Source organism: Nonomuraea sp. NBC_00507, from assembly GCF_036013525.1.
Lineage (GTDB): Bacteria > Actinomycetota > Actinomycetes > Streptosporangiales > Streptosporangiaceae > Nonomuraea.
Genome location: NZ_CP107853.1, coordinates 8,073,927 through 8,098,843, shown reverse-complemented (window position 1 = coordinate 8,098,843; position 24,917 = coordinate 8,073,927). Strand labels below are relative to the sequence as shown.

Annotated in this window: 23 protein-coding genes; 10 read left to right on the top strand and 13 right to left on the bottom strand. The window is 68.9% G+C overall.

Translation table 11 applies throughout. From position 1 onward, the window contains the following. Positions 1-183: 183 nt before the first annotated feature. The 3 genes from OHA25_RS39085 to OHA25_RS39075 form a co-directional block, all read right to left on the bottom strand. A complete protein-coding gene (locus OHA25_RS39085) occupies positions 184-945 on the bottom strand; it encodes a GNAT family N-acetyltransferase (protein WP_327581944.1) in 762 nt (253 codons plus the stop codon). 33 nt (positions 946-978) lie between these two features. Beyond that, on the bottom strand, positions 979-1,272 hold the full coding sequence (locus OHA25_RS39080; protein WP_327581943.1) for a hypothetical protein: 294 nt from the start codon (positions 1,270-1,272) through the stop codon (positions 979-981). Between the two features lie 64 nt (positions 1,273-1,336). Further along, entirely contained in the window at positions 1,337-4,249 is a 2,913-nt protein-coding gene (locus tag OHA25_RS39075; RefSeq protein ID WP_327581942.1) for a glycoside hydrolase family 15 protein, read from the bottom strand. Positions 4,250-4,375: 126 nt separating this feature from the next. On the opposite strand from OHA25_RS39075, the gene OHA25_RS39070 reads away from it, so the two are divergent. Both OHA25_RS39070 and OHA25_RS39065 read left to right on the top strand, forming a co-directional pair. Further along, positions 4,376-5,500, top strand: coding sequence for a DUF4158 domain-containing protein (locus tag OHA25_RS39070; protein ID WP_327581941.1), 1,125 nt, complete (start codon positions 4,376-4,378; stop codon positions 5,498-5,500). 538 nt (positions 5,501-6,038) lie between these two features. Next, positions 6,039-7,433: a Tn3 family transposase gene (locus OHA25_RS39065; RefSeq protein WP_327591105.1), complete on the top strand. Its 1,395-nt coding sequence runs from the start codon at positions 6,039-6,041 to the stop codon at positions 7,431-7,433. Positions 7,434-7,551: 118 nt separating this feature from the next. Here the strand turns inward: OHA25_RS39065 and OHA25_RS39060 are convergent, their stop codons facing one another. Continuing rightward, entirely contained in the window at positions 7,552-8,688 is a 1,137-nt protein-coding gene (locus OHA25_RS39060) for a serine hydrolase domain-containing protein (RefSeq protein WP_327581940.1), read from the bottom strand. Between the two features lie 136 nt (positions 8,689-8,824). On the opposite strand from OHA25_RS39060, the gene OHA25_RS39055 reads away from it, so the two are divergent. The 4 genes from OHA25_RS39055 (at position 8,825) to OHA25_RS39040 (ending at position 13,954) form a co-directional block, all read left to right on the top strand. Continuing rightward, positions 8,825-11,974 carry a BTAD domain-containing putative transcriptional regulator gene (locus OHA25_RS39055; RefSeq protein WP_327581939.1) on the top strand — a complete coding sequence of 1,050 codons (3,150 nt, stop codon included), beginning with the start codon at positions 8,825-8,827 and terminating at the stop codon, positions 11,972-11,974. A gap of 518 nt (positions 11,975-12,492) precedes the next feature. After that, entirely contained in the window at positions 12,493-12,957 is a 465-nt protein-coding gene (locus tag OHA25_RS39050) for a hypothetical protein (protein WP_327581938.1), read from the top strand. Next, positions 12,843-13,502, top strand: coding sequence for a tyrosine-type recombinase/integrase (locus tag OHA25_RS39045; RefSeq protein WP_327581937.1), 660 nt, complete (start codon positions 12,843-12,845; stop codon positions 13,500-13,502). The genes OHA25_RS39050 and OHA25_RS39045 overlap by 115 nt, the downstream gene beginning before the upstream one ends. Positions 13,503-13,516: 14 nt before the next feature. Then, the gene (locus OHA25_RS39040) at positions 13,517-13,954 is read left to right on the top strand and encodes a hypothetical protein (protein ID WP_327581936.1); all 438 of its coding nucleotides are present in this window, start codon (positions 13,517-13,519) and stop codon (positions 13,952-13,954) included. Positions 13,955-13,984: 30 nt separating this feature from the next. Here OHA25_RS39040 and OHA25_RS39035 read toward each other — a convergent pair whose 3' ends face one another. Beyond that, positions 13,985-14,221, bottom strand: a complete 237-nt coding sequence (locus OHA25_RS39035) for a trehalase-like domain-containing protein (RefSeq protein WP_327581935.1) — start codon at positions 14,219-14,221, stop codon at positions 13,985-13,987. 62 nt (positions 14,222-14,283) lie between these two features. Between OHA25_RS39035 and OHA25_RS39030 the strand changes: the two genes are divergently transcribed. Next, positions 14,284-14,616: an NAD-binding protein gene (locus OHA25_RS39030; RefSeq protein ID WP_327591104.1), complete on the top strand. Its 333-nt coding sequence runs from the start codon at positions 14,284-14,286 to the stop codon at positions 14,614-14,616. Positions 14,617-14,645: 29 nt separating this feature from the next. Here OHA25_RS39030 and OHA25_RS39025 read toward each other — a convergent pair whose 3' ends face one another. The 7 genes from OHA25_RS39025 to OHA25_RS38995 all read right to left on the bottom strand — a co-directional run bounded on the left by OHA25_RS39025 (position 14,646) and on the right by OHA25_RS38995 (position 20,446). Next, entirely contained in the window at positions 14,646-15,116 is a 471-nt protein-coding gene (locus OHA25_RS39025; protein ID WP_327581934.1) for a YkgB family protein, read from the bottom strand. Between the two features lie 115 nt (positions 15,117-15,231). Then, complete coding sequence (locus OHA25_RS61590) at positions 15,232-15,468, bottom strand: recombinase family protein (RefSeq protein WP_442942223.1); 237 nt, start codon at positions 15,466-15,468, stop codon at positions 15,232-15,234. Between the two features lie 105 nt (positions 15,469-15,573). Further along, complete coding sequence (locus tag OHA25_RS39015) at positions 15,574-15,735, bottom strand: hypothetical protein (protein ID WP_327581932.1); 162 nt, start codon at positions 15,733-15,735, stop codon at positions 15,574-15,576. Next, positions 15,732-16,187 carry a cupin domain-containing protein gene (locus OHA25_RS39010; RefSeq protein ID WP_327591103.1) on the bottom strand — a complete coding sequence of 152 codons (456 nt, stop codon included), beginning with the start codon at positions 16,185-16,187 and terminating at the stop codon, positions 15,732-15,734. Before OHA25_RS39010 ends, OHA25_RS39015 begins: the two co-directional genes overlap by 4 nt. Positions 16,188-16,210: 23 nt before the next feature. After that, a complete protein-coding gene (locus OHA25_RS39005; RefSeq protein WP_327581931.1) occupies positions 16,211-17,131 on the bottom strand; it encodes an NADP-dependent oxidoreductase in 921 nt (306 codons plus the stop codon). Between the two features lie 197 nt (positions 17,132-17,328). Continuing rightward, the gene (gene sigJ, locus OHA25_RS39000; protein WP_327581930.1) at positions 17,329-18,219 is read right to left on the bottom strand and encodes an RNA polymerase sigma factor SigJ; all 891 of its coding nucleotides are present in this window, start codon (positions 18,217-18,219) and stop codon (positions 17,329-17,331) included. A 1,375-nt stretch (positions 18,220-19,594) separates the two neighbouring features. Continuing rightward, complete coding sequence (locus OHA25_RS38995) at positions 19,595-20,446, bottom strand: sensor histidine kinase (RefSeq protein WP_327581929.1); 852 nt, start codon at positions 20,444-20,446, stop codon at positions 19,595-19,597. A gap of 251 nt (positions 20,447-20,697) precedes the next feature. On the opposite strand from OHA25_RS38995, the gene OHA25_RS38990 reads away from it, so the two are divergent. After that, positions 20,698-21,390, top strand: coding sequence for a TetR/AcrR family transcriptional regulator (locus tag OHA25_RS38990; RefSeq protein ID WP_327581928.1), 693 nt, complete (start codon positions 20,698-20,700; stop codon positions 21,388-21,390). Between the two features lie 951 nt (positions 21,391-22,341). Further along, positions 22,342-22,629, top strand: coding sequence for a hypothetical protein (locus tag OHA25_RS38985; RefSeq protein ID WP_327581927.1), 288 nt, complete (start codon positions 22,342-22,344; stop codon positions 22,627-22,629). A 303-nt stretch (positions 22,630-22,932) separates the two neighbouring features. Here the strand turns inward: OHA25_RS38985 and OHA25_RS38980 are convergent, their stop codons facing one another. Beyond that, positions 22,933-23,874 (bottom strand): RNA polymerase sigma-70 factor, encoded by a 942-nt coding sequence (locus tag OHA25_RS38980; RefSeq protein ID WP_327581926.1) that lies wholly within the window; start codon positions 23,872-23,874, stop codon positions 22,933-22,935. Positions 23,875-24,084: 210 nt separating this feature from the next. On the opposite strand from OHA25_RS38980, the gene OHA25_RS38975 reads away from it, so the two are divergent. Beyond that, positions 24,085-24,840 carry an SDR family NAD(P)-dependent oxidoreductase gene (locus OHA25_RS38975; protein WP_327581925.1) on the top strand — a complete coding sequence of 252 codons (756 nt, stop codon included), beginning with the start codon at positions 24,085-24,087 and terminating at the stop codon, positions 24,838-24,840. Positions 24,841-24,917: the final 77 nt, after the last annotated feature.

The window sequence follows — 24,917 nt, the reverse complement described above, 5'->3', positions numbered from 1 at the left end:
ACGGCGATCATCGCTCCTTACCCGGAGCGAGGTCCTGGCCGGTCTGGGCGCTGCCGGGACTGGATCGCTCTCCCGCCCTGTCCGGTCCGGCGGTCTTCGCCATGCCGGCATCCGGGGTGCTGGCTCAGCCCCTGCCGGCCGGCCCGGTCAGGGCCAGACCGGCGACGTGGACCGGCGACGTGGTCATGGACGGCGGTGCAGGAGCATGCCGGGCCACTCCCCCACGGTGAAGGGTTCGGCACGGGTGAAGCCGCAGCTTTCGTAGTAGGCGACGAGGCGGCCGTCATCGCCGGCGTAGCAGTCGACGCGCAGCAGGCCGACGCCGAGGCCGCGGGCGTGCTGCGCGGCCCAGTCCAGCAGGGTGCGCCCGACCCCGCGGCCGGCGTGGCGGCGGTCGGTGACCAGGGCCTGGACGTAGAGTTCGGGTTCGGCGGCAGGGGTGACGTAGTCGTGGGCGGGGCCGACGACGACGCAGCCGGCGGGGGTGGCGTCGATGTCGGCGATGCGCATGCCGCCGCTTTCGGCCCAGGTGGTGACCTGCTGGGTGCGGCGCGGGTCGCCGGTGAAGGGCCTGCTGCCCCACTGGCCGGTGCGTCCCTGGGCGGTCAGCCAGGCGACGGCGCTGTCGAACATGGCCAGCACGGCGGGGATGTCGTCGGGTGTTCCATTACGGATCTTCACGCCGCCACTTTGACATGCTCCTCCCCATGAGTTGACGGCGTACCCGGCGATGGCGTGGGAGTGGTCATCTCCAACGGCGGTCAGCCACGGCCGGACCGGCGTGCCCCGCTCATCCAGCACCCAGATGTCCAGCTCGGTGTGATCGGCCTGCCAGATCTCGTTCGGCTTGGTGGCCTCCCGCCGGTACACCAGCTCGTAGGCTTCCCGATAACGGCGGGTCCCCTCCAGACCAAGGGTGACCAGCGCAGGGTCCAGCTCGGTCACGATGCTGTGGACCGTCCAATATCCGGGTACGGGTCAGCCGCGCGCCTTGGCAATGCTCTCGGCCTGCCGGTGGATCGTGGCCACGCTGGGCTGGGGCTTGCGCAACGCCAGCCCCTCGACGGACGCCACCAGCTCGCCTGGGAAACGCCGCAGGCCCCTGTCGCTACGGATGGTGCGAGCCAAGCCGTCCAGGCCTGCTCGCCGGTAGCAGGCCAGCCACCGCTGCAAGGTCCGGTACGAGGGGCCGCCTTCGCCCTGGTCGGCCGCCAGCCGTGCCAGCGGTACTCCCTCGTGCAGGTGGGGCGCCAGGACCTCATATCGGCTCATGGCCAAGGCATGCCCGGCCACGCCCCCGGAGCACCCTCTGTCCGGCGTCGCCTGTGCGTGTTGTTCACTCAGCCAGCGCGGCGACGTGGCCTCGGACCGGGCCGGCTTCGTCCACGGCGCGATCCCGCCGGTCGACGGCGGACGCGCCGCCGTCTAGGCCGCCACGCGAAAGGCCCTCCCGGTGCGGCCCGAGGGGAACCGTACCGTGGTGCGATGGGGGCGTGGAGCTGCGGGAGATGCGGGCGTTCGTCGCCGTCGCCGAGGAGGGGAGCCGCCCGGCAGAGATCCGGCGATGCGTGTCGATCTCCACGCTCCTTCCGGAAAGCGCACGCTGCGGCCGTCCAGGGCGTCGGTCACGGCCAGCCTGGGTACGTCCGTGATGTGGGCGCTGTCGGCCTTCCCGGGATGTACGGCGATCGCCTTCATCTTCGGTGCTCCCTCCGTGAGCGATGGTTACGGGCGCCCGGTCGCCACCGGCCGATACCACGGGGGATGGGCGACAGAGCTGCGGAGCCGGTGCGGACGGCCGCCGGATGCGGTCCTCGGGTGAGGTGTAGGCGCAGTTCAGGAAGCGGCATGGGTAGGCCTGGTCGTGCATGAGCTTCGCGCAGGCCACGGTCCCCCACAGGCGCCGGTGCAGCAGCGCCGCGGTGAGCGCGCCGAGTGTCGGTGCCACGAGGTATACCCACAGTCCCGTCCAGGTGGCGCCGACCAGCGCGGGGCCGATGCTGCGGGCGGGGTTCAGGCTGGTGCCGGACACCGGCCCCTCGGTGAACACCAGTACGGCCATGAGCGATGACGCGGCGGCCGCGGTGTACGGCATCAGGCGCGGGCGGTCGACGAAGGTGAGGATCAGCGTGAGGAGCAGGAACGTCATCACGGCCTCGGCGACCAGCGCGGTGGCCGCGCCGCCGAGCCTGGGTACAGTCGCGCCGACCCGCACGCTGGCCGCCGCGCCGTCCCACACCAGACGCGCCGCCAGCGCGCCGGTGATCGCGCCCGCCACCTGTGCTGCGGCGTATTTCAGCGCCGAACCGGACGTCATCTTGTCCAGCGCCCAGAACGCGGTCGTGACCGCGGGGTTCAGGTGGCCGCCGCTGATCCGGCCAAGTGGCGAGTAGATGATCCCCGCCGCCGCGGTGGCGGTCAGGACGCCCGTCAGGAGCCTCCGCAGGTCCTCGTTCGGCACCGTATCGACGAGCGGCGAGCCGGGTGCGAAGCCTGCGACGATCGCGCTGACGACGAGCAGGAGCAGGAGCGCCGTGCCGGCGAACTCGGCGGTGATCTCACGCCATCCGGCCATCGCTGCTCCCGCCGCCCGCGCCCGCCGCCCCGCCGGCCCGTGCGGTTCGTTCGGCTTCGTCGATGGCCCAAGCGGTGTTGATGAGCCCGATGTGGCTGAACGCCTGCGGGAAGTTGCCGAGCAGCTCGCCGCTCCTGGGGTCGACCTCCTCCGACAGCAGGCCCACGTCGTTGGTGTACGCGGCGGCTCGCTCGAAAGCCTCCCTGGCCCGGCCGACCTGGCGAGCGCCTGCGCCAGCCAGAACGAGCACAGCAGGAAGGTGCCCTCCTCGCCGGCGAGGCCGTCGATGCCGTCCGCGGTGCGGTAGCGGTAGACCAGGCCCTGGTCGTCGGTGAGCCGGTCCGTGACGGCGTCGATCGTGGAAAGCACTCGCGGGTCACCCGCGGGAAGGAAGCCGACGATCGGCACCATGAGGGCGCTGGCGTCCAGCTCGTCGGAGCCGAAGGCCTGCGTGAACGCCCCTACCCGGTCGTTCCAGCCCTCGCGCAGCAGGGTTTCGCGGATCTCAGCGCGGGTCCGCCGCCAGGACTCGACATGCTCCTGCGCCCGTAGGAGGCCGGCGAGGGCGATGCCGCGATCCAGCGCCACCCAGCACATGAGCTTGGAGTACAGGAAGTGCCGCGGCTCCCCGCGTATCTCCCAGATGCCCTGGTCCTTTTCCATCCAGCGCTCGGCCGCGGTGTCGGCGCAGGCGACGAGGAAGCGCCGGACGTCGTCGTCGATGTCGCCGATCTGCCGTTCGAGGCGCATGGCCGCATCGAGCAGCTCGCCGTACACGTCGATCTGCCGCTGGTTCCACGCGTCGTTTCCGACGCGTACCGGTCGGCTGCCGCGCCAGCCGCGCAGGTGCGGCAGGGTGCGCTCGCTCAGGTCGTGCTCGCCGCGGACGCTGAACATGATCTGCAGCGCGCGGTCCTTGCCCAGGGATGGGGCGGCGGTGGTGAGGAAGGCGAAGAAGTCGCTCGCCTCGTCGGGGCAGGCCGCGACCCACAGGGCGCCCATGGTCAGTGACGCGTCCCGTACCCACGTGTACCGGTAGTCCCAGTTGCGCTCGCCGCCGGCCCATTCGGGCAGCGACGTCGTGGCGGCCGCGACGATCGCGCCGCTGGGCTGGAAGGACAGCGCCTGCAGCACCCGCCCGCTGTGGTGCACCAGGTCGCGCCACGGGCCGTCGTAGGCCTGGTGGAGGCTGGACCACGACTGCCAGGCGACGATCGTGTCGTCCAGCCGGGCCGCCAGTTCCGCCTGGTCCCACACCCGCGAGGGAGTCTCCTGCAGCGTCGAGTGGTGCATCCCGAAGTGCCGTGTCTCGCCCTCTCGCACCGTGAACACGCCGTATCCGCTGCAGTCGCCGATGCCGAGAGGGACCGGCGTGGTCAGCACGAGCCACTCGGCGCCGCCGCGGGCGGTCACGCCGCCGTCGACGACGGACAGGATCGGGTAGATCAGGCCGTACTCCGGCCGGGGCCGGTACTCCATCTCCATCGGCACCTCGCCGCCGACGCCGGACACCCGTCGGGCGAGCAGGTGCGGCACACCGACGCCAAGCCGGTGGCCGCCGTCGTCCGGGCCGGTGAGCAGGGCGTCGGTGAGAACGACCGTGCCGCTCCCGGTGCGGAAGGTGGTCTCCAGCACCATCGTCTGCGGTAGGTAGGGGTCGTGGTCATATCCCAACGAGATTTCTCGATAAGCGCTGTGGCGCAGGCCAGCGGTGTGTTGGCGTTGTAGCGGGGACAAACGGGTCTCGATTTAGGCCATACCGGCAAGTAGTAACGCAGCATCCCCGTACGGTGACGATTCGTGCCGCATGAGTATCTGTCTGACGAGCAGGTGGGCCGGTACGGCCGGTTCATGGCGGACCCGACGCCCGAAGAGCTGGAGCGGTTCTTCTTCCTGGACGAGGCCGCGCTGGCGGAGGCGCTGAAGCGACGCGGTCAGCACAACCGGCTCGGCTGGTCCTTGCAGTGGGGGACCGCGCGCATGCTCGGCACGTTCCTGACTGACTCCGGTCCGGCAGAGGTGCCGGAGGTGGCGATCCGCTACGTTGCCGAGCAGTTGGGGATCGAGGATTGGACGGTCGTCAAGGAGTACGGCGACCGGTGGCAGACTCCTTACGATCATGCGGCGCAGATCCGCAAGCTGCTGAAGTATCGGGAGTTCGGCGAGGCTGAGGCCGAGGTGGCGGAGTTCATCGCTTCGCGGGTGGCCAAGACGCGCGATTCCAAGCGGGAGTTGTTCGATCGAGCGGTGCTGTGGCTGATTGAGAACCGGGTGTTGCTGCCGGGCATCACGACCGTGTCGCGGCTGGTGACCGAGGTGCGGCGGGCGGGGTTGACCGCGATCAACAAGGTGTTGGTGGAGGCGGCGCCGCGGCACATGCGCGGGGAGCTGGTGGCCACGCTCACGGTGCCCGAGGGCAAGAAGGTGTCGGTGCTGGAGTGGATGCGCACCGCGGTGACCAAGCTGTCGGGCACGGGCCTGAGCGAGGCCTTCGACCGGTCGGCGTACGTGCTGGGGCTGGGCACCGGGGCGGTCGATTGCAGCGCGGTGGCGCCGGTGAAAATGGCAGAGCTGGCCAGGTTCGGCACCACCGCGAAGGCCTTCCGGATCAGGCAGTTGGAGGATGACCGGCGCGAGGCCACGCTTGTGGACGAAGCTGCTGTCGCAGGCCAGCCGGGCCGGGGAGAAGGAGAAGCTGCGCAACCTGCCCCGGCTGCGGGTGGCGGCGGCCAGGCTGGCGGCCGGGTGGGCGATCGTGCGCGACATCCCACCGACCCGGGTGGATGGCGATGGCGCTGCGAAGGACACCACGGCGAGCGAGGTGGTGGACGCGGTGGTGCAGGTGGTCAGCCGGGAGCAGTTGGAGGCGGCGCTGGCCACGGTCGCCGAGCTGCTGCCGTTGCCCGCCGAGGAGGAAGACGGTGATCTGGAGTGGCGGGCGGAACTGACGGCGCGTTACGGCACGGTCAGGCCCTTCATCGAGCAGCTGGCCTCGGTGGTGCCGTGGGGGGCGACGGCGGCAGGCTCCCTGGTGGTCGCTGCGGTGAAGGGGCTGCCGAAGGTGGTGGCGGCGCGCAAGCCGGGCCGCGAGCACATCAAGGGATTCGAGGAACTGGTGACCGGGTCCTGGCGGCGGCTGGTGTTCGGCAACCCCAAGCTGGACCCACCGTTGATCGACAGGCCCGCATATGTTTTCTCGATCCTGGAGGCCCTGCACGTGGCCCTACGGCGCCGCGATGTGTACGCGGTGGGCGCGGACAAGTGGGGCAACCCGCGCGCCCGGCTGATCGAGGAGCGGCTGTGGGTACGCGAGCGCGCCTCGGTGCTGACCGCGCTGGGCCTGCAGGCCGACCCCCGCGCTCATCTGCGCGAGCTGGCCGTCCTCCTCGACGACGCCTACACCCAGGTCGCCGCCGGGCTGGCAGCGAACGCGTCGGTCAGTATCAACTGCGGCAAGCTGCAGATGTCGCGGCTGGAGGCGGCCCCGCTGCCGGAGGGCTTCCAGGCCGTCCACGACGCGGTGGCCGCGATGCTGCCGCGCATCGACTACCCCGAGCTGCTGCTGGAGACGCACGCCAAGACCGGCATGTTCGACCGCATGCGACATATCACCGGCTCGCACCTGCGCCGCGACGACCTCGACATCACCCTGGCCGCGCTCACCGTGGCCCGCTCGTGCAACGTGGGCCTGGTGCCGGTGATCAAAGAGGGGGTGGCGGCGCTCACCGAGCACCGGCTGCTCGGCGTGGAGAAGGGCTACTTCCACGGTGAGGGCATCGCCGCGGCCTCGGCCCGCCTGGTCGACAAGCAGGCGGGCATCGACATCACCGCCGACTGGGGCGGCGGGCTGGTGGCCTCGGTGGACGGCATGCGCTTCGTGGTGCCCGTCCGTTCCCTGCACGCCCGGCCCTCACCGCTCTACTGGGGGATCGGCAAGCGCGCACGCGGTTCAACCTGGCTGAACACCGTCTCGGACAAGGTGATGGGGCTCGGCGGCCTGCTGGTGCCCGGCACGCTGCGCGACTCGCTGTTCATCCTGGATGCCATCCACCGCCTGGACGCCGCCGAGCACCCCGAGGTGATCACCACCGATCAGGGCAGCTACAGCGACGTCGTATACGGCCTGTTCGCGATCTGCGGCTACCAGTTCGCGCCGCGGCACGCCGACATCACCGACACCCAGCTGTGGTGGATCGATGTGGCGATGCTGGACGGCGACATCACCCGCGGCCATCGTGCCACCAATGCCTGGGGCGACTTCAACGCCCTGGGCCTGCGCCGGGTGTCGCTACCGGCCATCGTGCAGCACTGGGATGACATGGTGCGGGTGGCCGGGTCGCTGGCCACCAACCAGGTCCGCGCCTACGACCTGATCCGGATGATGACGGCCGACGGCCGCCTCACCGGACTGGGCAACGCCTTCGCCCACTACGGCCGGGTCTTCAAATCGCTGCACCTGCTCCAGATCATCCACGTCGAGGACTACCGCAGAATGATCGGAGCTCAGCTCAACATCGGCGAGTCCCGCCACCAGCTCGCCCGCCGCGTCTTCTTCGGCAACCTCGGCCGCCTGACCAGGGGCTATGAACGCGGCATGGAGGACCAGGTGGGCGCGCTCGGCCTCGGGCTGAACGCCATCACTTGGTGGAATTCGCTCTATATCGATGCGGCGGTCAAGAAGCTAGAGACCGGCGCGCTGGGCATCAAGGGCGGGCAGGTCACGCCCGAGATCCGCGCCCGACTCCTGCCTCTGATGTTCGAACACATCAACTTCCACGGCTTCTATCCGTTCAACCGCCCCGAAGTGGGCGGAGGACTGCGCGAGCTTCGCGATCCGGCCGCCGATGAGGAGGAATGAGGTTCATGGGTGAGCCGCGCGAGGGCCTTGGAACGACGGCCGATCAGGCGGCCGCGGGCTGGGCGATCGCCCGGACGTGCCGGCGGCGCGGTGCCCGTCCGGGCGATGTCAGCAGGCGCTACTGAGGTGGGAGGAAGGGTGAGCCGAACACCGAGTCGGCGATCTGGCTGCAGACCGGGTACCAGTTCCAGTCGCAGTTGATGTTTACTGAGACCAGGCGTCGGGCGTCAGGAGTACCCATGGTGAAACTGGCGGTGCCCAGCTCCACACCGGCCACGATGTGGAGCGTGCGGCCGTCGGCCAGCGCCCATTGACTCACGCCGGTGCCGTAGCGGGTGTTGGGCAGCCAATCCCTGGTGGGGACCGTGCTCCACATCGTGCGATGCTGCGCCGGCGGCAACAGCGAGCCGGTGATCATCGCCTTGGCGAACCGGAGCATGTCGCTGGTGGTCGAAACTACGCCGCCCGCGGCCCACCCCCAGATAGTCCTGTCGGTGACGTCGACCGGATCGGAGTCGGGGCCTTCCATCAGCGACTCGTAGTTGTCGGGCGTGAGGCTTGCAGGGTCCACGCCGTCCTTGATGAACTGCCTGGTGTAGACCCTGGCGTGCGGTCCCCGGAACTGCCGCTCGTCGAGGGCCCGCGCATAGGTGCCGGTCAGTCCGAGCGGCTGGACGACCGTCCGGTCGACCTCATCCTCGTAGCTTCGCCCGGTCGCCTTCTCGATGATTGCCCCGGCGAGGTGGTAGCCGCCGTTGCTATAGGCGAAGTCCGAACCCGGCGCATACAACGGAGGAATGGCCATCTGGAGCTTCAGCAACTCCTCGACGGTCCAGACGTCATAGCGGTGTGCGGCGAACCCGGGCCGGGTGTGGTACTTGCGCGCGATCTCGACGTTCAGGCCGGTGATCCCCAGGCCGCTGGTGTGGGTCAGCAGCTGGCCGATGGTGATCTGACGGCCGTCGTTGCCGTTGCCGCGCACTACGCCGGGCAGCCACTGCTCCACGGTGTCGGTGAGGCTCAGCCTGCCCTCGGCCTCCAGCGTCAGCATCGCGGCGGCGGTGAATGCCTTGGCGCCGCTGCCGATGGTGAACTGCTCCCCGGGCTCCCGGCGGCGGCCGGTCTCAAGGTCGGACAGTCCGGCCGACCCGGTCCAGGCGCCATTCTCGTCCTGCATCGCGGCGATGACGCCGGGCGCGCCGTACTCGGCCACCGCGCTGTCGAGCACCTGCTGCACGTTCTTGATGATTGCCATCGCACTGCCTTTCGGGATGTTTCTTCGTTACGTCCTCCACGATGTTCGGTAGCTCTGACAGGCCTCTTATATCTCTCTTCCAACCGGCGCCGGCTGGCTGTAAGGCGCTCTCAGCCCACCGGATAGCCTGTCGGGCATGCGGATTGAGGTGCTGGGGCCGGTTCTGGCGTATGCCGACGACGGCGCGCCGATCGACCTGGGCGGCACCAGGGTTCGCGCACTGCTGGCCAGGCTGGCACTGGCCGGGAACGAAGTGGTGTCGGTCGATTCGCTGCTCGACGGCCTGTGGGGGGACCACTCCTCCGGAGGCACCCTCAACGCGTTGCACGCGCTGGTGCACCGCCTGCGCAAGGCCCTGGCCGGGGCTGGGGTGGTGGAGACGGTGGCCGGCGGGTATCGCCTGCGCCTGCGCAGCGAGCAGGTCGACGCGGTCCGCTTCGAGGAACAGGCCAAGCGAGGCAGCCGCGAACTGGCGGCGGGCGCTGCGCAGCTGGCGGCCTCGCTGCTGGAGGAGGCGCTGGCGCTGTGGCGGGGGGAGGCGCTGGCCGACGTGCGCGACATTCCTTTTGCCGGTACGGCTGGCGCCCGCCTGGACGAACTGCGCATCGGAGCTCTCGAAGACCGCTTCGAGGCGGAGCTACGGCTTGGCCACCACGGCGAGATTCTGGCCGATGTGGAGGCGGTGGCCGCGGCCCATCCGCTCCGGGAACGACTGGCCGGGTTGCGCATGCGAGCCCTGCACGCGGCGGGCCGCCAGTCCGATGCGCTGGCCGTGTTCGAAGGGGTCCGCGGGACTCTCGCCGAGGAGCTGGGCGTCGACCCCTCCGAAGAGTTGCGCAAGACGCATCTCGCCGTGCTGCGGGGTGAGCTGGAGATCCCCGAGGCGGAACAGGTCCGGCCGGAGGCGGTGCGAGGCCGTCTGCCGGCCCAGCTGACCCGCTTCGTCGGCCGCGAGGACGAGTTGAGGTTGCTGGCCGGGTTGTTGGAGTCCTCCCGGCTGGTCACCGTCGTGGGGCCCGGAGGAGTGGGCAAGACCCGGCTGGCCGTGGAGGCGGTGAGCCGGCATCGGGTCCATCAGCGCGGCCGGGTCTGGCTGGTTTCCCTGGCCGCGGTGGACACGGCCGACGGGCTGGTGGAGGCGGTGCTGAGCACGATCAGCCTCCCCGGAGCCCAGCCGGCCGGCACGCTACTGGAGCGGGTGGTCAACCTGCTCGCCGGTGGTGAAGGCGTGCTGGTTCTGGACAACTGCGAACAGATCTCCGGAGCCGTCGCGAAGTTCGCCGGGCGGTTGCTGGAGCGCCAGCCGGACCTGACCATCCTGGCCACGAGCCGGGAACCGCTGGACGTCATGGGTGAGGCGCTGTGCCGCCTGGGACCCCTCGGCCTCCCCCCGGCGCACGCAGATCGTGATCGTGCCTCCGCATCGGCCGCGGTGCGGCTGTTCCTCGACCGGGCGGGAGCCGTACGACCCGGCTTCGCACTGGACGCGTCGACCGCGCGGCCGGTCGTGGACATCGTGCGCCGGCTGGACGGGCTGCCGCTCGCCCTGGAACTGGCCGCGGCACGCCTGCGGACCATGAGCGCCGAGCAGATCGCCCGGCGGCTGGATGACCGCTTCCGGCTGCTCAGCACCGGTAACCGGACCGCCCAGCCCCGCCAGCAGACGCTACATGCGGTCATTGAGTGGAGCTGGGATCTCCTCACCTCACAAGAACGCACACTGGCCGCCCGGATATCGATATTTCCGGCGCGGACGGGTATCGCTGCGATCGAAGCGGTCTGCGCGGATGAGACGCTTCCCGCGGACGAGGTCGTCTACCTCCTGGACTCCCTGGTCGACAAGTCCATCGTGGAGCGGGCCGGCGACGGCTACCGGATGCTGGAAACCATCCGGGCACACGCGGCGGGGAAGCTCCGGCTCGCAGGAGGGACCGACGCCGTCCTGCGTGGGCTCACCCGGTACTTCGCGGACCTGGCCGACGAACACGAGCCGCTGCTGCGCTCGGACAAGCAGGCGGAGTCGCTGCGGCTGTTCCAGGCCGAGTACGACAACCTGATGTTCGCCCTGCAAACGGCCATCAAAAGCGGCGACGCCTCGGGCTCCGCCCGGATTCTCGGGCCGCTGTACTGGTACTGGGTCATGCACCGCTACGACGCCCGCGCCGAGGCCTACGTCGCCAAGGTCGCCGAGTTCGGCGACGCGCTGCCCGCGGACGCCCGGGCCGCGTTCACCGCGATCCATCTGATCGTCGGCTCGGGCGAGCCGCTCACCGACCGGCTGGGCGCGCTCATCGACGACTGCGTGCGCACCGGCGCTCTGCGGCGTTACCCGATGCTGCTGACGATCGTGCTGGTGATGGCACCGCTGCTCGGGCTGGATGAGCTGGCCGAAAGGGAGATCGCCCGAGTACGCGGCGGCTCGGACCGCTGGGCGATCGCCTGCACCTTCATGATCGAAGCCATGCGCCATCGCGAACAGGGCGACCGGGAAAGCTCCACGACCGCGATGACCACGGCACTGCACGCGTTCGAGGAGGTCGGCGATCGGTGGTGGGCGGCCAAGGCGCTGTACGGCCTGGCGCAGAACCACGCCATCGCCGGTGACCACGACCAGGCGATCACCGCCTACGAGGACAGCCTCGCGATCGCTATCGACCTCGGCTCGCAGGACGAGGTCTCGAGTCGGCTCGGGCTCGCCACCGAACGCATGCGTGCCGGCGATTTGACCGGCGCCAAGCGCGACATCGACACCGCCGAACGAGCGGCCTGGCAGCGTGGCCAGCCGGCGCTGGAGATCGAGGTGCTCGGCATCCTGGCCGAGCTGCACCGCCGCTCCGGAGAGGTCGAACGCGCTGATCAAGAGCTCGATCGGATGGAGACGCTCACCCACAAGCTGCCCCTGGCGGCCGAGCACGCAGACAATCGGCTGCTCCTCGCTCGGGTGGCCAACCTCCTCACCGCCGGGAACGCCGTACGCGCCCGCGAACTACTGCCCCGCGCTGTCTACGCGGCGCAGGCGAACATGGACGCCCCCTTGGCCGCTCACCTCCTGGCCAGGCTGCTGTTCCTGGAGGGCGACCCGGCCGGTGCGGCCACCGCGCTCGGCCTGAGCCAGGCTATTCGCGGCACCTTCGACCACGGCGACACCGAGCTGCGCTCGCTTGCGGAGGCGCTCGCGGTACGGCTCGGCCGTACCGACTACGAAACCGCCTACCAACGAGGGGCCGACCTGACACCGCACAAGGCCACCGACAGGCTGATAACAATGGCGGGCGCTTCACCTTGACCTGCTTCCAGTGAGATTCCAGTGGCGTCCGTCGGGGCGTGCGGACAACGTCACATGGAGTAGGAACTGTGCCGCACATCGGACTGAGATCCACAGGGGCCGCCCTGTTCGCCGTCGCCACGGTTGAGGTGTCCTATGTCGATGGGGCCGGTGTTCACAGGGCTGGCCCGCTCTCACTGCACTGGGATGCGCCGTTCGAGGCGAGGCGCCCGTGCGGGCATTTCGCAAAGCAACACGGTTTTGCGAGGTCATTTCCCTGCTGCTATGCGGCGACGAGATTGATCTCGTCTTCGTCGACCAGGGGCAACACCATCAACGGACTCCAGCGTGAACTGGACCGACGTGGCCACCAGCTGGCCGAGTCCGGACTTGGTGCAGTCCTGAACGATCTGAGTCCACGTCTGATCTGGCAAGAGACACGGGCAATCCTCCACGTGGACGGCACACCACCGGGAACGGCGACAGGCTCGTTCGCGCGAACTTCTGAGAATAACGTTTCTCGGAAGTACACTCCCGTAGTGACTTCCGAGAATCCGGTCCAGGACGGATCACAACCCCCCGGAACAACTTCCGAGAACACGAAGTCAGCCGCGGACGCGGCACGGCCGAAGCAGCACGGCGCCCGCCCCACCCCGCTGCCCGTCGGCTACCAGCAGACGCTCGCCGACTACAGCGCCGCGCTGGAGCAGGTGCCGCTGGCCGCCGACACCCGCCGCACCTACGCTTCGCGCGTGCGGATGTACCTGGCCTGGCTCGCCGGGCGGCCCGCCGCCCTGAACGGTGATCCGCTCACCGATCGCCGCGCCCGCGACTGGGCGGTACGCGACTACCGCCACTACCTGCTGCGCGAGCCGACCCCAAACGCTCGGTGCGCTACGTCAACAACGCCCTGGCCGCCCTGGACGACTTCCACGTCCGGCGCGGCATGGGCAAGGCCGACATCGGCCGCGAGGACATCCCCAAGACCGCGCCCAAGGCGATGAACGCCCCGGCCCAGATCCGCTGGCTGCGCGCCATCGAGGACTGGCCGCACCCCCGCGACCGCGCCCTGGCCCTGCTGCCCTTCTACGCCGGGCTGCGCATCGGCGACGCCGTCGCCCTCGATGTGCCCGACGTGCGCCTGTCGGCCCGCAAAGGCGTGCTGACCGTCTACGGCAAGGGCGGCAAGATCCGCGAGGTGCCCGTCCACCCCCAGCTGCGCCAGCCCCTGACCGACTGGCTGGATGCGCGCCGCTCCTGGCCCGGCGCCGCCACCCAGCGGGCCCTGTTCCTCAACCGACGCGGCGGGCGCCTGTCGGCCCGCAGCGCCTCGGCCGTCTTCACCGCCATCGCCCAGGCCGCCGGCCTGGAGGACCCCACCACCGCCCACATCGGCCGCCACACCTTCGTCACCCAGCTCATCCGCGGCGGCGAGGACCTCGTCACGGTCGCCGAGATGGCCGGCCACGCCCGCCTCGACACGCTGCGCATCTACAGCCAGCCCACCAACGACGACAAACAAGCCGCCATGCGCCACCTCATCGTTTAGCCAACTTGGGCGAGATGACCACCAATCCAGACGACACCAAACCCGCCAAGCACAATCAACAAGCTCAAAGCCCCGGCACCCACACCGTGCCCGTCCGGCCCGACGGCTGGCCGGACTGGCTCGGCCGACGCCCCATGACCAGCGACGACAGGACCAAGATCCGCAAAGCTATCGAAGACGGTCTCACCGATGGGCCGCTCACCGAGTGCGGCCCATTCCTGTGCTACCTCACCATCGACGGTCTCGACCGCACGGATCCACGCAAGCTCATCGCGGTCCGCGGCCGTATCCATGCCGCCGCCCGTACCGCGGCCGAAGGCTGCCAGACCGTCTACCACGCCACCGAGACCACCATCACCATCGGCATCCGCGGACCCGACGCCGCCGAACGCATCAACCAACTCCGTCACGCCTTGACCAAACTCATCACCAAACACGGCTGGACCACCTGAGAAGAACCTCGCTGACCTGTGGCTCAACGCTTATCGAGAAATCTCGTTGAGATATGACCACGACCCCAGGTAGCGGCGCGTCGTCTCATACGGGACGGCCGGGCGGATCGCCCAGTGCCCGGCCTCGTCGTCCAGCAGGCGGGCGAAGACGGACGGCCCGTCGAACCGGGGGAAGCACAGCCACTCGGCCGATCCGTCCCGGCTGATCAGGCCGGCGGAATGGCGATCGGACACCAACGCGAGGTCGGCGATGGGTGTGGTGCTCATCAGTGCTCCCGGCTGCCATTGGCATCAAGAACTGGTCGAACTGTCCGCACTGGATCCTGGCGATGTCGTCAATCCCGACATGGCGGTGCACATCTCTGCCGTTGGACTGTCCTTCGCTCCGCACGGGCCAAGTCGCTCCGCGGACGTCGACGCGCTGGCTCGACCGATCGGCCGAACACCCCTGGCATTCCGCCAGTACGTCCGTGCCGATCCCGACGCCTTGTTTCCGACCGATCGGCCCAGCGGCACGACCCCTGCCCGGACGGCTTACGATCGTGGGCGGCGGATACCAGGGCATCGAGTTCGCCTCAATCGACCGCAGGTTCGGTTCACAGGTCACTGTGGTCGAAGCCGCTCCGATAATTCTGGGGCGTGAGGACGGCCGGGCGGCATGACCGGCACATCCCTCATGGCTGGGTCCGTCCTACGGGTCCGCGCCACCGGCGGCTTGCAGGGCGTCCGCGGCCGTCAGCAAGGAGGCTCCGAGGAGCACGACGTCCTTCACCAGGAACTGCCCCGCGAGGGACAGCTTCGGTTCCCCGCTTGTCTCTTGCCACGCCTCGGGCGTCGTAGCCAGGAAGCTGAGGGTGGTGGCGAACATGCCGACGGCGGCGAGGCTGCCGAGGGCTGACGCTCTCGGCGCAATCGGTTTTGCTCCGATCAACGAGCCCAGAACGATTTCAGTGACGCCGATCAACCTAGCGACCTTCTTCTCCCCCAATCTGGCGATAAGCCATGAGAGCGGGGGGCTTGAGGTTACGAGGGGACGAATATTTTCTACCTCGTAGTCTTCAAATTTTATTCGCCCAATCTCCAGAAGGTTGATCACAAGTCCATACCGAACGGTCGAAATCCCCACACTGCGCACTATTTTTCCGATGCGGTGCATTTCCATGAAATCCTCCCCTAATGCGTCGTTTATATCGCCCAGTGTAGGGCTCGAAACATCAACCAACCCTGAGCATCAGGTCATGCTTCACCATCGGTGGCGAGGCCACCGCCGATCACCGCTACGGCGGTCGGCGACGACCATGCGGCCGGGCCGTGTCCGTGCGGCTGGTCCGGGACGTGACCACGGGCAGGTTGGTGGTGGCGGTGACGAAGTCTCGCTGGAGTTCCGCGAGGGCGGAGAGCATGCCGAACAGGTCGCGGCCTTCGAAGGATTCGCTGTCGATGTTCTGCTCGATGACCTGGAGTCTGATGCCGCGGTTGGTGAGTTCGGTGCCGCGGACGACGAGATTCTGGATGGAGGAGAACAGCCGGTCGAGCCGGGGTGACCTTTAAGGTGTCGCCGCGGCGCAGGCCCTTGAGCATGAGGTCACGTCCGGGCCAGATGGCCTTGCGACAACACGTCAGTCATGTGCCTTCACCAGTTGCTCGGCCACGGTGTCGAGCGGTTCCCTCCAGGACTTCGCGAACGTGCCGACGCCTTCCCCCTCGAGCACCCGGAACACACCGGCCCCGTCGACATCGGCCGCGCTGAGCCGCGCGGTATTGACGCGCTGCGTGGTCATGCCCTCGGGTCGTCGAGCTTGAGCTTGTCTCCGGCGTTGGAGACGAAGACGACCAGGAGCTCGGCCCGTTTGGTCCGGCTGGTGTTCTCGGTGAGGACGTGGTGGGCGCCCGGCTGCTCAACCCAGTTCTCGCCTTGGCGGTACGTGCTCACGGGCTTGCCGGCGAGCTTGCTGCGCACGGTGCCTTCGAGGACGTAGGCGTGGACGAACGCTTTGCCGTGCCGGTGCGGCCTCGCACGTGCGTTGGGCGGGAAGTCGACGATCGCCGAGGTGAACGTCTTGCCCTTAACCTTCGGAAGGCTCTGCTGGAGCAGTGGCTTGAGGGTTTCGGTGGGGTGCTTCGATGTCACGGCCGCGGTCGGCGTCGTGGCGTGGGCGGGCTGGTCCCAGGTGGAGCGGGGCGTGGCCGCAGTCAGCGTGGCGACGGCCAGCAGTCCACCGGCGATCCGCATGCCGATCACACTGGGTCTCCTGTTCAGTCTTCTGTGACGCGGATGATCGTCTTGCCCCGGGTGCGCGTGGCGGGGGCGAACGCGGCGGGTGCTTCGGCGAGCGGCCGTACGGCGCCGACGACCGGCTTGAGCCGGCCGTCCCTCAGTCGCGTGGCGAGCTCGGTGAGCCGGGCGCGGTCGGGTTCGACGACGAAGAAGACCGCCCGCCCGGCCTTGGGCTGAACCTTGGGCGGCAGGGTGATGGTGACGAGCGTGCCGCCGGCCCGGACCAGGGCGGCCGATCGGTCAAGAATGTCTCCGCCGATCACATCGAAGACGACGTCGGCCTCGCCGACGTCGTCCAGCTTCTCCGTCTGCAGGTCCAGGAAGGTGTCGGCGCCCAGTGCAAGCGCCCTGTCCCGGTCGGCGGACCGGCCGGTGCCGATGACACGGGCGCCGGCCTCGCGGGCGAGCTGTACCGCGATCGAGCCGACGCCGCCCACGGCGCCATGGATCAGGACGGTCTGGCCTGTGGTCAGGCGGCCGTGGTCGAACAAGCCCTGCCAGGCGGTCAGGCCGGAGATCGGCAGTGCGGCGGCCAGGGTGTGGTCGACGTCCGCCGGCAGCGGCGCGAGATTGCGGGCCTCCACCGCGGTGTACTCGGCGAGCGAGCCGTTGCGGGTCCAGTCAGCCAGGCCGAACACCCGCTGGCCGACACTCAAGCCGGTCGTGCCGAACCCCAGCTCTTCGACGACACCCGACAACTCGTGCCCGGGCACGCTCGGCGTCCGGTCGCGGCCTGCGCGATCGGTCCACGTGGCCGGCCAGTCCAGCTCTCCAGGGGTGAAGCCCGCGGCGTGCACTCGCACGATGACGTCGTTCTCGGCCGCGTGGGGGTAGGGCATGTCCGACAGGGACAGCCCGGCGAGACCGGCTTCACGGTCTCGGACAGTGATGGCTTGCACAAAGATCCTTCCTGGGGAGGGGCGCTCGAGCGCGCAGCCCGTTCACACGCAGGGCTCATCGCGGCTCGTCGGAGGAACGCAGCAGGTGGACGCGTGCCGTCCGGCATGATCGATCTCATCCGCTCACGAGCGTTCCTTCGTCTGTTCCTTTTGGGTTCTCATCAGGGAGACGAGGTGGCCCCTCGGGTTGTGACAGCTCAGACGTGAGAAAGCTTGTCCGGGTTGATGACCCTGCGGTACGCGGCGATCAGACCGTCTGTGATCTGCAGCGTGTCCACGGAGTAGACACGGCCCTCCCGGTGGCACACCAGGGCGAGCTCGCCGCCGACCTCGACGAGGTCGATGCGGTCCGGACGCCACTGGCGGCCCACGCGCACCATCACCTCAGCGACGCGTTCACCACCATAGATGGGCTTGCGCATCGCGGCGACCTCGCCGCCGCCATCGGTGACGTAGACGGCGTCCGGGTGCAGCAGTTTGACCAGGCCAGCCAGATCCCCGGCCTCGTAGGCGGCGCGAAAGGCCGCCAGCACACGTTCGCGCTCCGCCTTCGACGCCTGCGGCGAAGACTGCTTCGCGTCGGTCACCCGCCGCCGCGCCCGCGAGGCCAACTGCCGGGCACCCGGCACGGAGACATCCAGCACTTCGGCGATCCGGACGAACTCGAGACCGAAGACATCGTGCAGGACGAAGGCCACCCGCTCCGGCGGGCTCAACTCCTCCATGATCAGCAGCATCGCTGAGCCGACGGACTCATCGACGAGGACCGGCTCGGATGCGTCCGGCCCCGTCAGCAGCGGTTCCGGCAGCCACGGCCCGACATAGGTCTCCCGGCGGAAACGGGCACTCTTGAGAATGTCGTACGACCGCCGTGCGGCCACCGTCACCAGCCAGGCCCGCAGATCATCGATGTCCTGCTGATCTGTGCCGGCCGCCCGCAGCCACACGTCCTGGGTCACGTCCTCGGCATCGGCCACACTGCCCAGCAACCGGTAGGCCACGCCGAAAACCGCGGGCCGATGCCTCTCCCATCCGGCTCCGAGCGTGTCCTCGTGCTCAGACCGTCCAGGCGCGTTCTCGTTGCCCATACAGATCGCGACCTCCTCCATCTTGCGGATCCAGCGTAGTCATCCGAGCTCGGGATCTACGCAGACAGCCCCGGAAGCGAGCCAGCGTGCACGCTCACACCGACGACGCGTCGTACTTCATTCGACAGGGCGGTGTTTCATTGGTCGCCTGTGAAACAGCCCCCGGCCCTGCACGTTCGCGTAGCGATGATGGACCGCCACCATGACAACCCCAAAGTGGCCCGCGCCCCGGGGCTTACCGGCACGACGACATGGTTGTCATGATGTGGGTGGAAGACGGGGTAACCGTCCACCAGCTCCACACCTCTGACTGCGGCGACTATCTCGAGCAGCAGCTGTGGATGGAGATCGACGCCGAGCAGGTGCGCCAGGAGGAGCACGCCGAACAGCTCTTCCCCCTGCCGCCAACCGCTAGCGGGCCGGGATGGCGTGCCCGCGGTGGCCGCAGCGGGAGCCTGGACGGTCGCCAGGTCACAGGCCGGCCGCCCCTCGCGCGTGCCACGGAGTCCACGTGGTCAAGGGCATCGTCCATGCTCAGCGGGGGCCTGGGCCCGCTGGGAAAATGCTTCGGCATCCTCGCCCACATGCTGGCGAGGGTGCCGAGGGACAACCGTTCATCGACGAGTTCGGCTGCGGCGGCGGCGCCTGGAGCTGGGGCCTCGCCGGCGCGGCAAATCGCTGTCCGAGCCGATCGTGCCGAGCGTGATGGGCAGGTAGTGCTGGATGGACATGACATCTCCCCGTTCATGGTGTGCCGGTCGGACGTGGACCGGCGTATGCGCATTCATTTAAGTTTCAAAGTTCCCCAACCGGGGATGCGGGCGGAGACTTCCCCGAAATGGGCCACTTCGGGGGCATTTCGCCTGGCGTTGGCCGCGTGCCGACCTGATCTGATCGTCCTTGGGTGTTGCTGGACCGGTCTGCTACCTAAATGGGGCGCAGACCAAGTAACGGTGAAGGGGACAGTCCCCTGGTCGCGGCGGGGTGCGCTAGGGTTCCGGCTCGAACATGGTGGGATAAGCCCGGTGCGATAATGCGATCTTCGGCGTTTCCGCAGGTCGCGTTGCTCGATATCCACCGGCTGCCCCTTCCAGCCGTACTTGGGCTGTGGGCCAAGCTGACCCGCGAGGACGGCAAGTCCTTCGCTTTGAGTTGGCCCACCGCGCTGCCGACGCCGCGGATCGAGGGCAACAAGGCCGTCTACGAGGGCGCCGCCTGTCTGCCAGGCGCCGACCTGGTGATTACCGCCCTGCTGACCGGTTTCCGTCACGATGTGGTCTTGCGGAAGCGGCCCACCGGTCCGGTGGAATTCAAGCTGCCCGTCATCACCGACGGCCTGACCCTCAGCTTCTCCGTGCTGGTTCAGCACCGGGCATCATGCCCGTACCGTTCGTTTCGCTGGTGTTGTGGGATATCCGCTGATGAGCGGCAGCCCCAGCACGAACCTCGCTCCACGTGGCGAGTCCTCGACCGTGAGGGTGCCGTGGTGGGCGTGCGCGATGTCGCGGGAGATGGCCAGGCCGAGCCCGCTTCCGCCGGGATCGCGGCGGTGGCCGTCGTCGAGGCGGACGAAGCGTTCGAAGACGCGTTCGCGGTGCGCGAGCGGGATGCCGGGCCCATCGTCGGTCACCGCGACCGCGACCCCGTCGTCGGCCGGCTCGACAGTGACCTCGACAGAGGATTCGGCGTGCCGCTGCGCGTTGGCCAGGAGGTTGCCCAGCACGCGGATCAGCTGCATGCGGAAGCCGTGGATCTCCACCCCGGCAGGTGCGTGGACGTTCATCGGCACGGACTTGGACTGCGCGCTCACCTCGGCGGTGACGAGCTCTCCGAGGTCGATCTTCTCCGGGGGGCGCGGGTCGGCGGCCCGGAGTCGGGCCAGCAGCAGGTCATTGACGATCGCCTCCAGCCGGTCGGCGGTGGTCAGCGCCGTCTGGAGCGTTTGTCGGGCGTCGACGTCGTCGGGGTAGAGCAACGCCTCCTCCAGTTGCGTGCGCAGCCCGGCGATAGGGGTGCGCAGCTCGTGGCTGGTCGTGGAGGCGAACTGGCGTAGCTGCTCCACCGCGCCGTCGAGCTGGCTGAGGGTCTGGTTCGTGGTGGTGGCGAGCCGGGTGATCTCGTCGTCGCCCGGCGGTACGGGAACACGCAGGCTGAGGTCGCTCACCGTGATCTGGGAGATCTGGGCCCTGATCGCCTCGAGCTGAGCAAGTCTGTCTGTAGCACTCATGGCTGCTTTCCCTTCAGGTGTCGGGAGTTCTTGGTCTTGATGTGCGGGCTCACCGTGGCGTCGGCGGTGAAGCCGAACCCGCGAGGCAACGTCTTGTGGACGGCCGAGCCTCCCTCCGCTCGCACTTACGTTACAGCAAATGACTGTAATGTAATATTCCCCAACCTTTCAGTAGCCGTGTTTGTGTTACAGTTACGATCTGTAACGTATCTCGTACGGCATGGGCCCAGCCGTCATCCGCGAGGTGAGCCATGGTCCGAGGACGACAACCGCAGGGCGAACAACGTGGCGGCAATGGCACGACAGGCGAGACCGAACGTACGCATCAGGGAGGCCGGCCTCGCGACACGGCCATCGACGAAGCCATCATCCGGGCCACTCGCGAGCGGCTCGTACGCGACGGCTACTCGAGGATGACGATCGGTGACATCGTCGCCGACGCCAAGGTGACCCGACCCACGCTCTATCGCCGCTGGAAGAACAAGTTCGACCTGGTGATGGACGCGCTCGATTATGGGTTTCGCAAGCAGCGCGAGACATACACCGTCGACCTTTCCGAGTTGGACCCTCGAGACGCGCTCGTCGAAGCCGTCCGCCGACTCGACCCCGCGTACTTCAATCCCGACGCCATGGTGCTGATGGGCAACTTCGCCGGCGAGGCACCCCGCACCCCGGAGCTGCTTGAGATTCTGCGCGAGCGCGGTGTCGAGCCTCGCGTCGCCTTGGTGGAGGAGGTGCTGAAGCAACTGCAGGAACGCCACGCGGTCAACGCCGACATCGATACCCGCACGATCGCGATGATGTGCTTCGGCAGTTACTTCGCCGCGTTCTACTCCGGCGAGCCGAAGGAGGAGCTTCCCGAAAGCGTCGTGGCCGTACTTTGGCCGGCCCTCGCCACCGCACCGCGAGGGCGTTCCGGCACTGGAACCGGACGATCCAAGTAGTTCTCCTGGACGGCCGTGGCGGATGTAGCCGGGGTGTGCGCGAGATCGGTGTAGATCCCATGCCGGACTTGCGCACTCCAACGGGCGATGATCAGCCTGGCCCGACACGGGGAGATGGGAGCGAGCGCTGGTAGGTGCGTGAGGATCGCTGACTCAAGGCAACTCGCCTCAAGGAAACGATGTGCGGGCGGACCGCTGCTCGTCCGGTCGGTCTGCGGGCGTGGTGGCGGTGGTGGGGACGCCGGCCCTGCAGGTAGCGGACATCTCCACCCTCCATGCGTTACACAGGAGAAGCAGTAGTGAATCGCCCCGGGTTCGGTGGAGACTTTGGTGTGTCCCGGGTTGAGTGGAGGTGGGGCTGGATTCTTGTGCCGCTTGATGAGAGGAAAGTGGCATGGGACGACGGGGCTACCCGCCCGAGTTCCGGCGCAAGGTGCTGGACCTGCTCGACGCGGTTCTGTGGCAGTTGCTCGCCTTGGGCCAGTGTCAGCAGCATCGAGGTTGCCACGGAGGCCATCGCGGCGGAGGTCGCCGCCAAGATCTCCCGGCATCTGGAGCGCTTCGGCGCCTGGATCGCCGACAGTCTCGGCCACGACCGGCTCTCGGCCGTCACCCCGCGCGAAGTCACCGCCGGGCGCGACCATCTGGCCGCCGCCGGCAACCGCGGCCGCGACGGCAAGGCGGCGCCGATGGCCGCCGCGACCGTCAACAACCACCTGGCCCACTTGTCGGCACTGTTCACCTGGATTACCGCGCACGCCCCCGACGGCTGCTCCGCCACGGCGACCCAACCAAGAAGGTCGCCGCGCTGCCGCTGCCCACCCCGCAAGTGCGGGCCCTGGCCGCCGCCCAGGTGCGCACCGTCAAGAACGTGGTCGACCGGATCGAGACCTTCCACGAGCTTAAGGGCCGCCGCCGCCGAACACCACCAATCAGACCGCGCCCGCCCTGATGCGACTATGTGTCACATCGCCTGGGCAGGAGGTCGCCCGTGTCCGTCGTGGCCGGCCCGGCTCCGTCCCCGACTCGGCCTCCGGCGCGACGAGCGCGGCTGGGGTCGGGCCGGCGGTCGAGCGCTTCCTGGACTCCATCACCGCGGCCACCACCCGCACCGGCTACGCCGAGGCCCTCACCCGGCTGACCATCGTGACCGGCCCGGCCCATCCCGTCGCCGCCCTGGCCCCCGAGCACTACGCAGCGGTGATGGACCGCCGGAAGAGCGCGGCCGCCGCCACCTGAACCGGCACCTGTCGGCACTGTGCTCCTTCACCACCTGGGCCCGGCGCCAGGAACTGCTGGCCACCAACCCGGCCCGGCGCCTGCAGCGCCGCAAACCCGCGGTCCGTGCCTCTTCTCGGCAGCCGCGCGTCTCGGCTACGATCGCAACCCCGCCGCCAGGGCCAGAGTGATGGTGTCGATGACGCATAGCCGCGTTTGTCGGTCAGTCCGTTTGAACAGCGCTCCGGGTGCGTGAGCGCCAGGACTGGCGGTCAGAGACAACAGCGCCCTGACGGGCATGGTGACGATCGCGATCAGGGCGACTCAGCGGTGCAGGGCAGTCTCATGCTGGATCCGCGACAGTTTCTCGGGATTGCGCACGGCGTAGAGCCCGGTGATGAGGCCGTCGTCGATGCGCACCGCCACGACGGTGTCGGTCTCGCCGCCCCGCCGGAGGAGCAGCGCCGGGTAGCCGTTGACCTGGGCCGGTTGCAGCGACGCCGTGCCGGCGATCCTGCCCAGCACGCGGGCCACCTGATCGGCCCCCACGATGGGCGCCAGCGCGGCCTGCACGACTCCACCGCCGTCGGTCAACAGGACGACGTCGGGGGCGAGGATGTCGAGCAGGCTCTGCAGGTCGCCGGTTTCGACCGCGCGCTGGAACGCCTGCAGCGCATCGCGGGTCTGGGCTGGGGTGACGCTCCCGCGGGGTCGGCGCGTGGCGACGTGGGTCCGTGCCCGGTGGGCGATCTGGCGGACCGCGGCCGGGCTCTTGCCGACGGCGTCGGCGATCTCGTCGTAGTCCAGGTCGAACACCTCGCGCAGCACGAACACCGCCCGCTCGGTCGGGGTGAGCGTCTCCAGCACCAGCAGCATCGCCATCGAGACGCTGTCGGCCAGTTCCACATCCTCGGCCACGTCCGGGGCGGTCAGCAGCGGCTCGGGCAGCCAGGGGCCGACGTAGGACTCCTTGCGCCGGCCGAGCGTGCGCAGCCGTTTCAGCGCCTGCCGGGTGGTGATCTTGACCATGTAGGCGCGCCGGTCCAGCACGGTGGCGTGGTCGACGCCCGCCCACCGCAGCCAGGTCTCCTGCAGGACGTCCTCGGCGTCGGCGGCCGAGCCGAGCAGCTCGTAGGCGACCGTGAACAGCAGGTTGCGGTGGGCGAGGAACACCTCGGTGGCCGGGTCCACAGCGGAGTCGATGCGGATGCTGCCACGAGCGAGGGGCCCGGCTGTGTCCGTCGGTTGCTCGCTGCGTTCGCTCATTGCTGCTTCCTGCCTGTTCGTTCTCGACCGTGCATGCATACGATCCCGGCCCCCTCCGCTTTGTGACACCCGTGATCGGTGATGCACGTCACAGCACCGCGCTGTCACAGGGATCGGGTCACCGGGATCTCTTGCTCGCCAGGACGCCGCGCGCACGACCGCGCGGCAGGCAACTCCACGCAACAGACTTTCCCCGACAGGAGTTTGGTCATGAACGAGCACACCACACAGAAGGTGGCGATGGTCACCGGGGCGAACAAGGGGATCGGCCGCGCGATCGCCGAGCGGCTTGCGGCGATGGGCATAACGGTGGTGATCGGCGCGAGAGATCCGCGGCGCGGCCAGGAGGCCGCTGCGGCGGTGCGTGCGGCGGGCGGCGACGCGCACGCGGTCGCCCTGGACGTCACCGACCTGACCACCGTGCAGGAGGCCGCCAGGTGGGTCGAGGAGCGCTGGGGCCGCCTTGACGTGCTGGTCAACAACGCCGGCATCACCGGCTCCGGGAAGGTCTCGCCGGAAGACGCCTACGATCAGGTCCCCAGTTCGGTCGACCTGGACATGGTCCGGGCGGTGTTCGAGACCAACGTGTTCGGGGTGATCGCGGTGATCAACGCGCTGCTGCGGCGCTCGCCGGCGGCGCGCATCGTCAACGTCAGCAGTCACGCCGGGTCGCTGACCCTCACCAGCGACCCGGACGGCCCGTTCGCAGCCCTGCTGCCGTCGGCCGCGTACACGCCGTCGAAGTCCGCGCTGAACGCGCTGACCGTGCAGTACGCCAATGAGCTGCGCAAGGACGGCATCCTCGTCAACGCCGCCGCCCCGGGCTTCGTCGCCACCGACAGCAACAACCACAGCGGGTACCTCACGCCCGCGCAGGGCGCCGCGGTCGTGGTGCGCCTGGCCACGCTCGGCACCGACGGACCCACCGCAGGGTTCTTCAGCGAGGACGGCCTGCTGCCCTGGTAGCCTTGCGCAGTCGCACCGCTGCAGCGGCCCTGATCCACGCAGGCCGGCCCCATGAGCCGCGCCTGCGACCTCCCGCC

What these genes read in the sequence shown, in the direction of transcription:
- OHA25_RS39080 (WP_327581943.1), bottom strand. Translation starts at nt 1,272, where the DNA reads ATGAGCCGATATGAGGTCCTGGCGCCCCACCTGCACGAGGGAGTACCG.
- OHA25_RS39015 (WP_327581932.1), bottom strand. Translation starts at nt 15,735, where the DNA reads ATGACCACGCAGCGCGTCAATACCGCGCGGCTCAGCGCGGCCGATGTC.
- OHA25_RS39035 (WP_327581935.1), bottom strand. Translation starts at nt 14,221, where the DNA reads ATGAGCACCACACCCATCGCCGACCTCGCGTTGGTGTCCGATCGCCAT.
- OHA25_RS39025 (WP_327581934.1), bottom strand. Translation starts at nt 15,116, where the DNA reads ATGGAAATGCACCGCATCGGAAAAATAGTGCGCAGTGTGGGGATTTCG.
- OHA25_RS39065 (WP_327591105.1), top strand. Translation starts at nt 6,039, where the DNA reads ATGTCGCGGCTGGAGGCGGCCCCGCTGCCGGAGGGCTTCCAGGCCGTC.
- OHA25_RS39030 (WP_327591104.1), top strand. Translation starts at nt 14,284, where the DNA reads ATGTCGTCAATCCCGACATGGCGGTGCACATCTCTGCCGTTGGACTGT.
- OHA25_RS39055 (WP_327581939.1), top strand. Translation starts at nt 8,825, where the DNA reads ATGCGGATTGAGGTGCTGGGGCCGGTTCTGGCGTATGCCGACGACGGC.
- OHA25_RS38985 (WP_327581927.1), top strand. Translation starts at nt 22,342, where the DNA reads ATGCGACTATGTGTCACATCGCCTGGGCAGGAGGTCGCCCGTGTCCGT.
- OHA25_RS38995 (WP_327581929.1), bottom strand. Translation starts at nt 20,446, where the DNA reads ATGAGTGCTACAGACAGACTTGCTCAGCTCGAGGCGATCAGGGCCCAG.
- OHA25_RS38980 (WP_327581926.1), bottom strand. Translation starts at nt 23,874, where the DNA reads ATGAGCGAACGCAGCGAGCAACCGACGGACACAGCCGGGCCCCTCGCT.
- OHA25_RS38990 (WP_327581928.1), top strand. Translation starts at nt 20,698, where the DNA reads ATGGTCCGAGGACGACAACCGCAGGGCGAACAACGTGGCGGCAATGGC.
- OHA25_RS39060 (WP_327581940.1), bottom strand. Translation starts at nt 8,688, where the DNA reads ATGGCAATCATCAAGAACGTGCAGCAGGTGCTCGACAGCGCGGTGGCC.
- OHA25_RS39040 (WP_327581936.1), top strand. Translation starts at nt 13,517, where the DNA reads ATGACCACCAATCCAGACGACACCAAACCCGCCAAGCACAATCAACAA.
- OHA25_RS39010 (WP_327591103.1), bottom strand. Translation starts at nt 16,187, where the DNA reads ATGCGGATCGCCGGTGGACTGCTGGCCGTCGCCACGCTGACTGCGGCC.
- sigJ (WP_327581930.1), bottom strand. Translation starts at nt 18,219, where the DNA reads ATGGGCAACGAGAACGCGCCTGGACGGTCTGAGCACGAGGACACGCTC.
- OHA25_RS38975 (WP_327581925.1), top strand. Translation starts at nt 24,085, where the DNA reads ATGAACGAGCACACCACACAGAAGGTGGCGATGGTCACCGGGGCGAAC.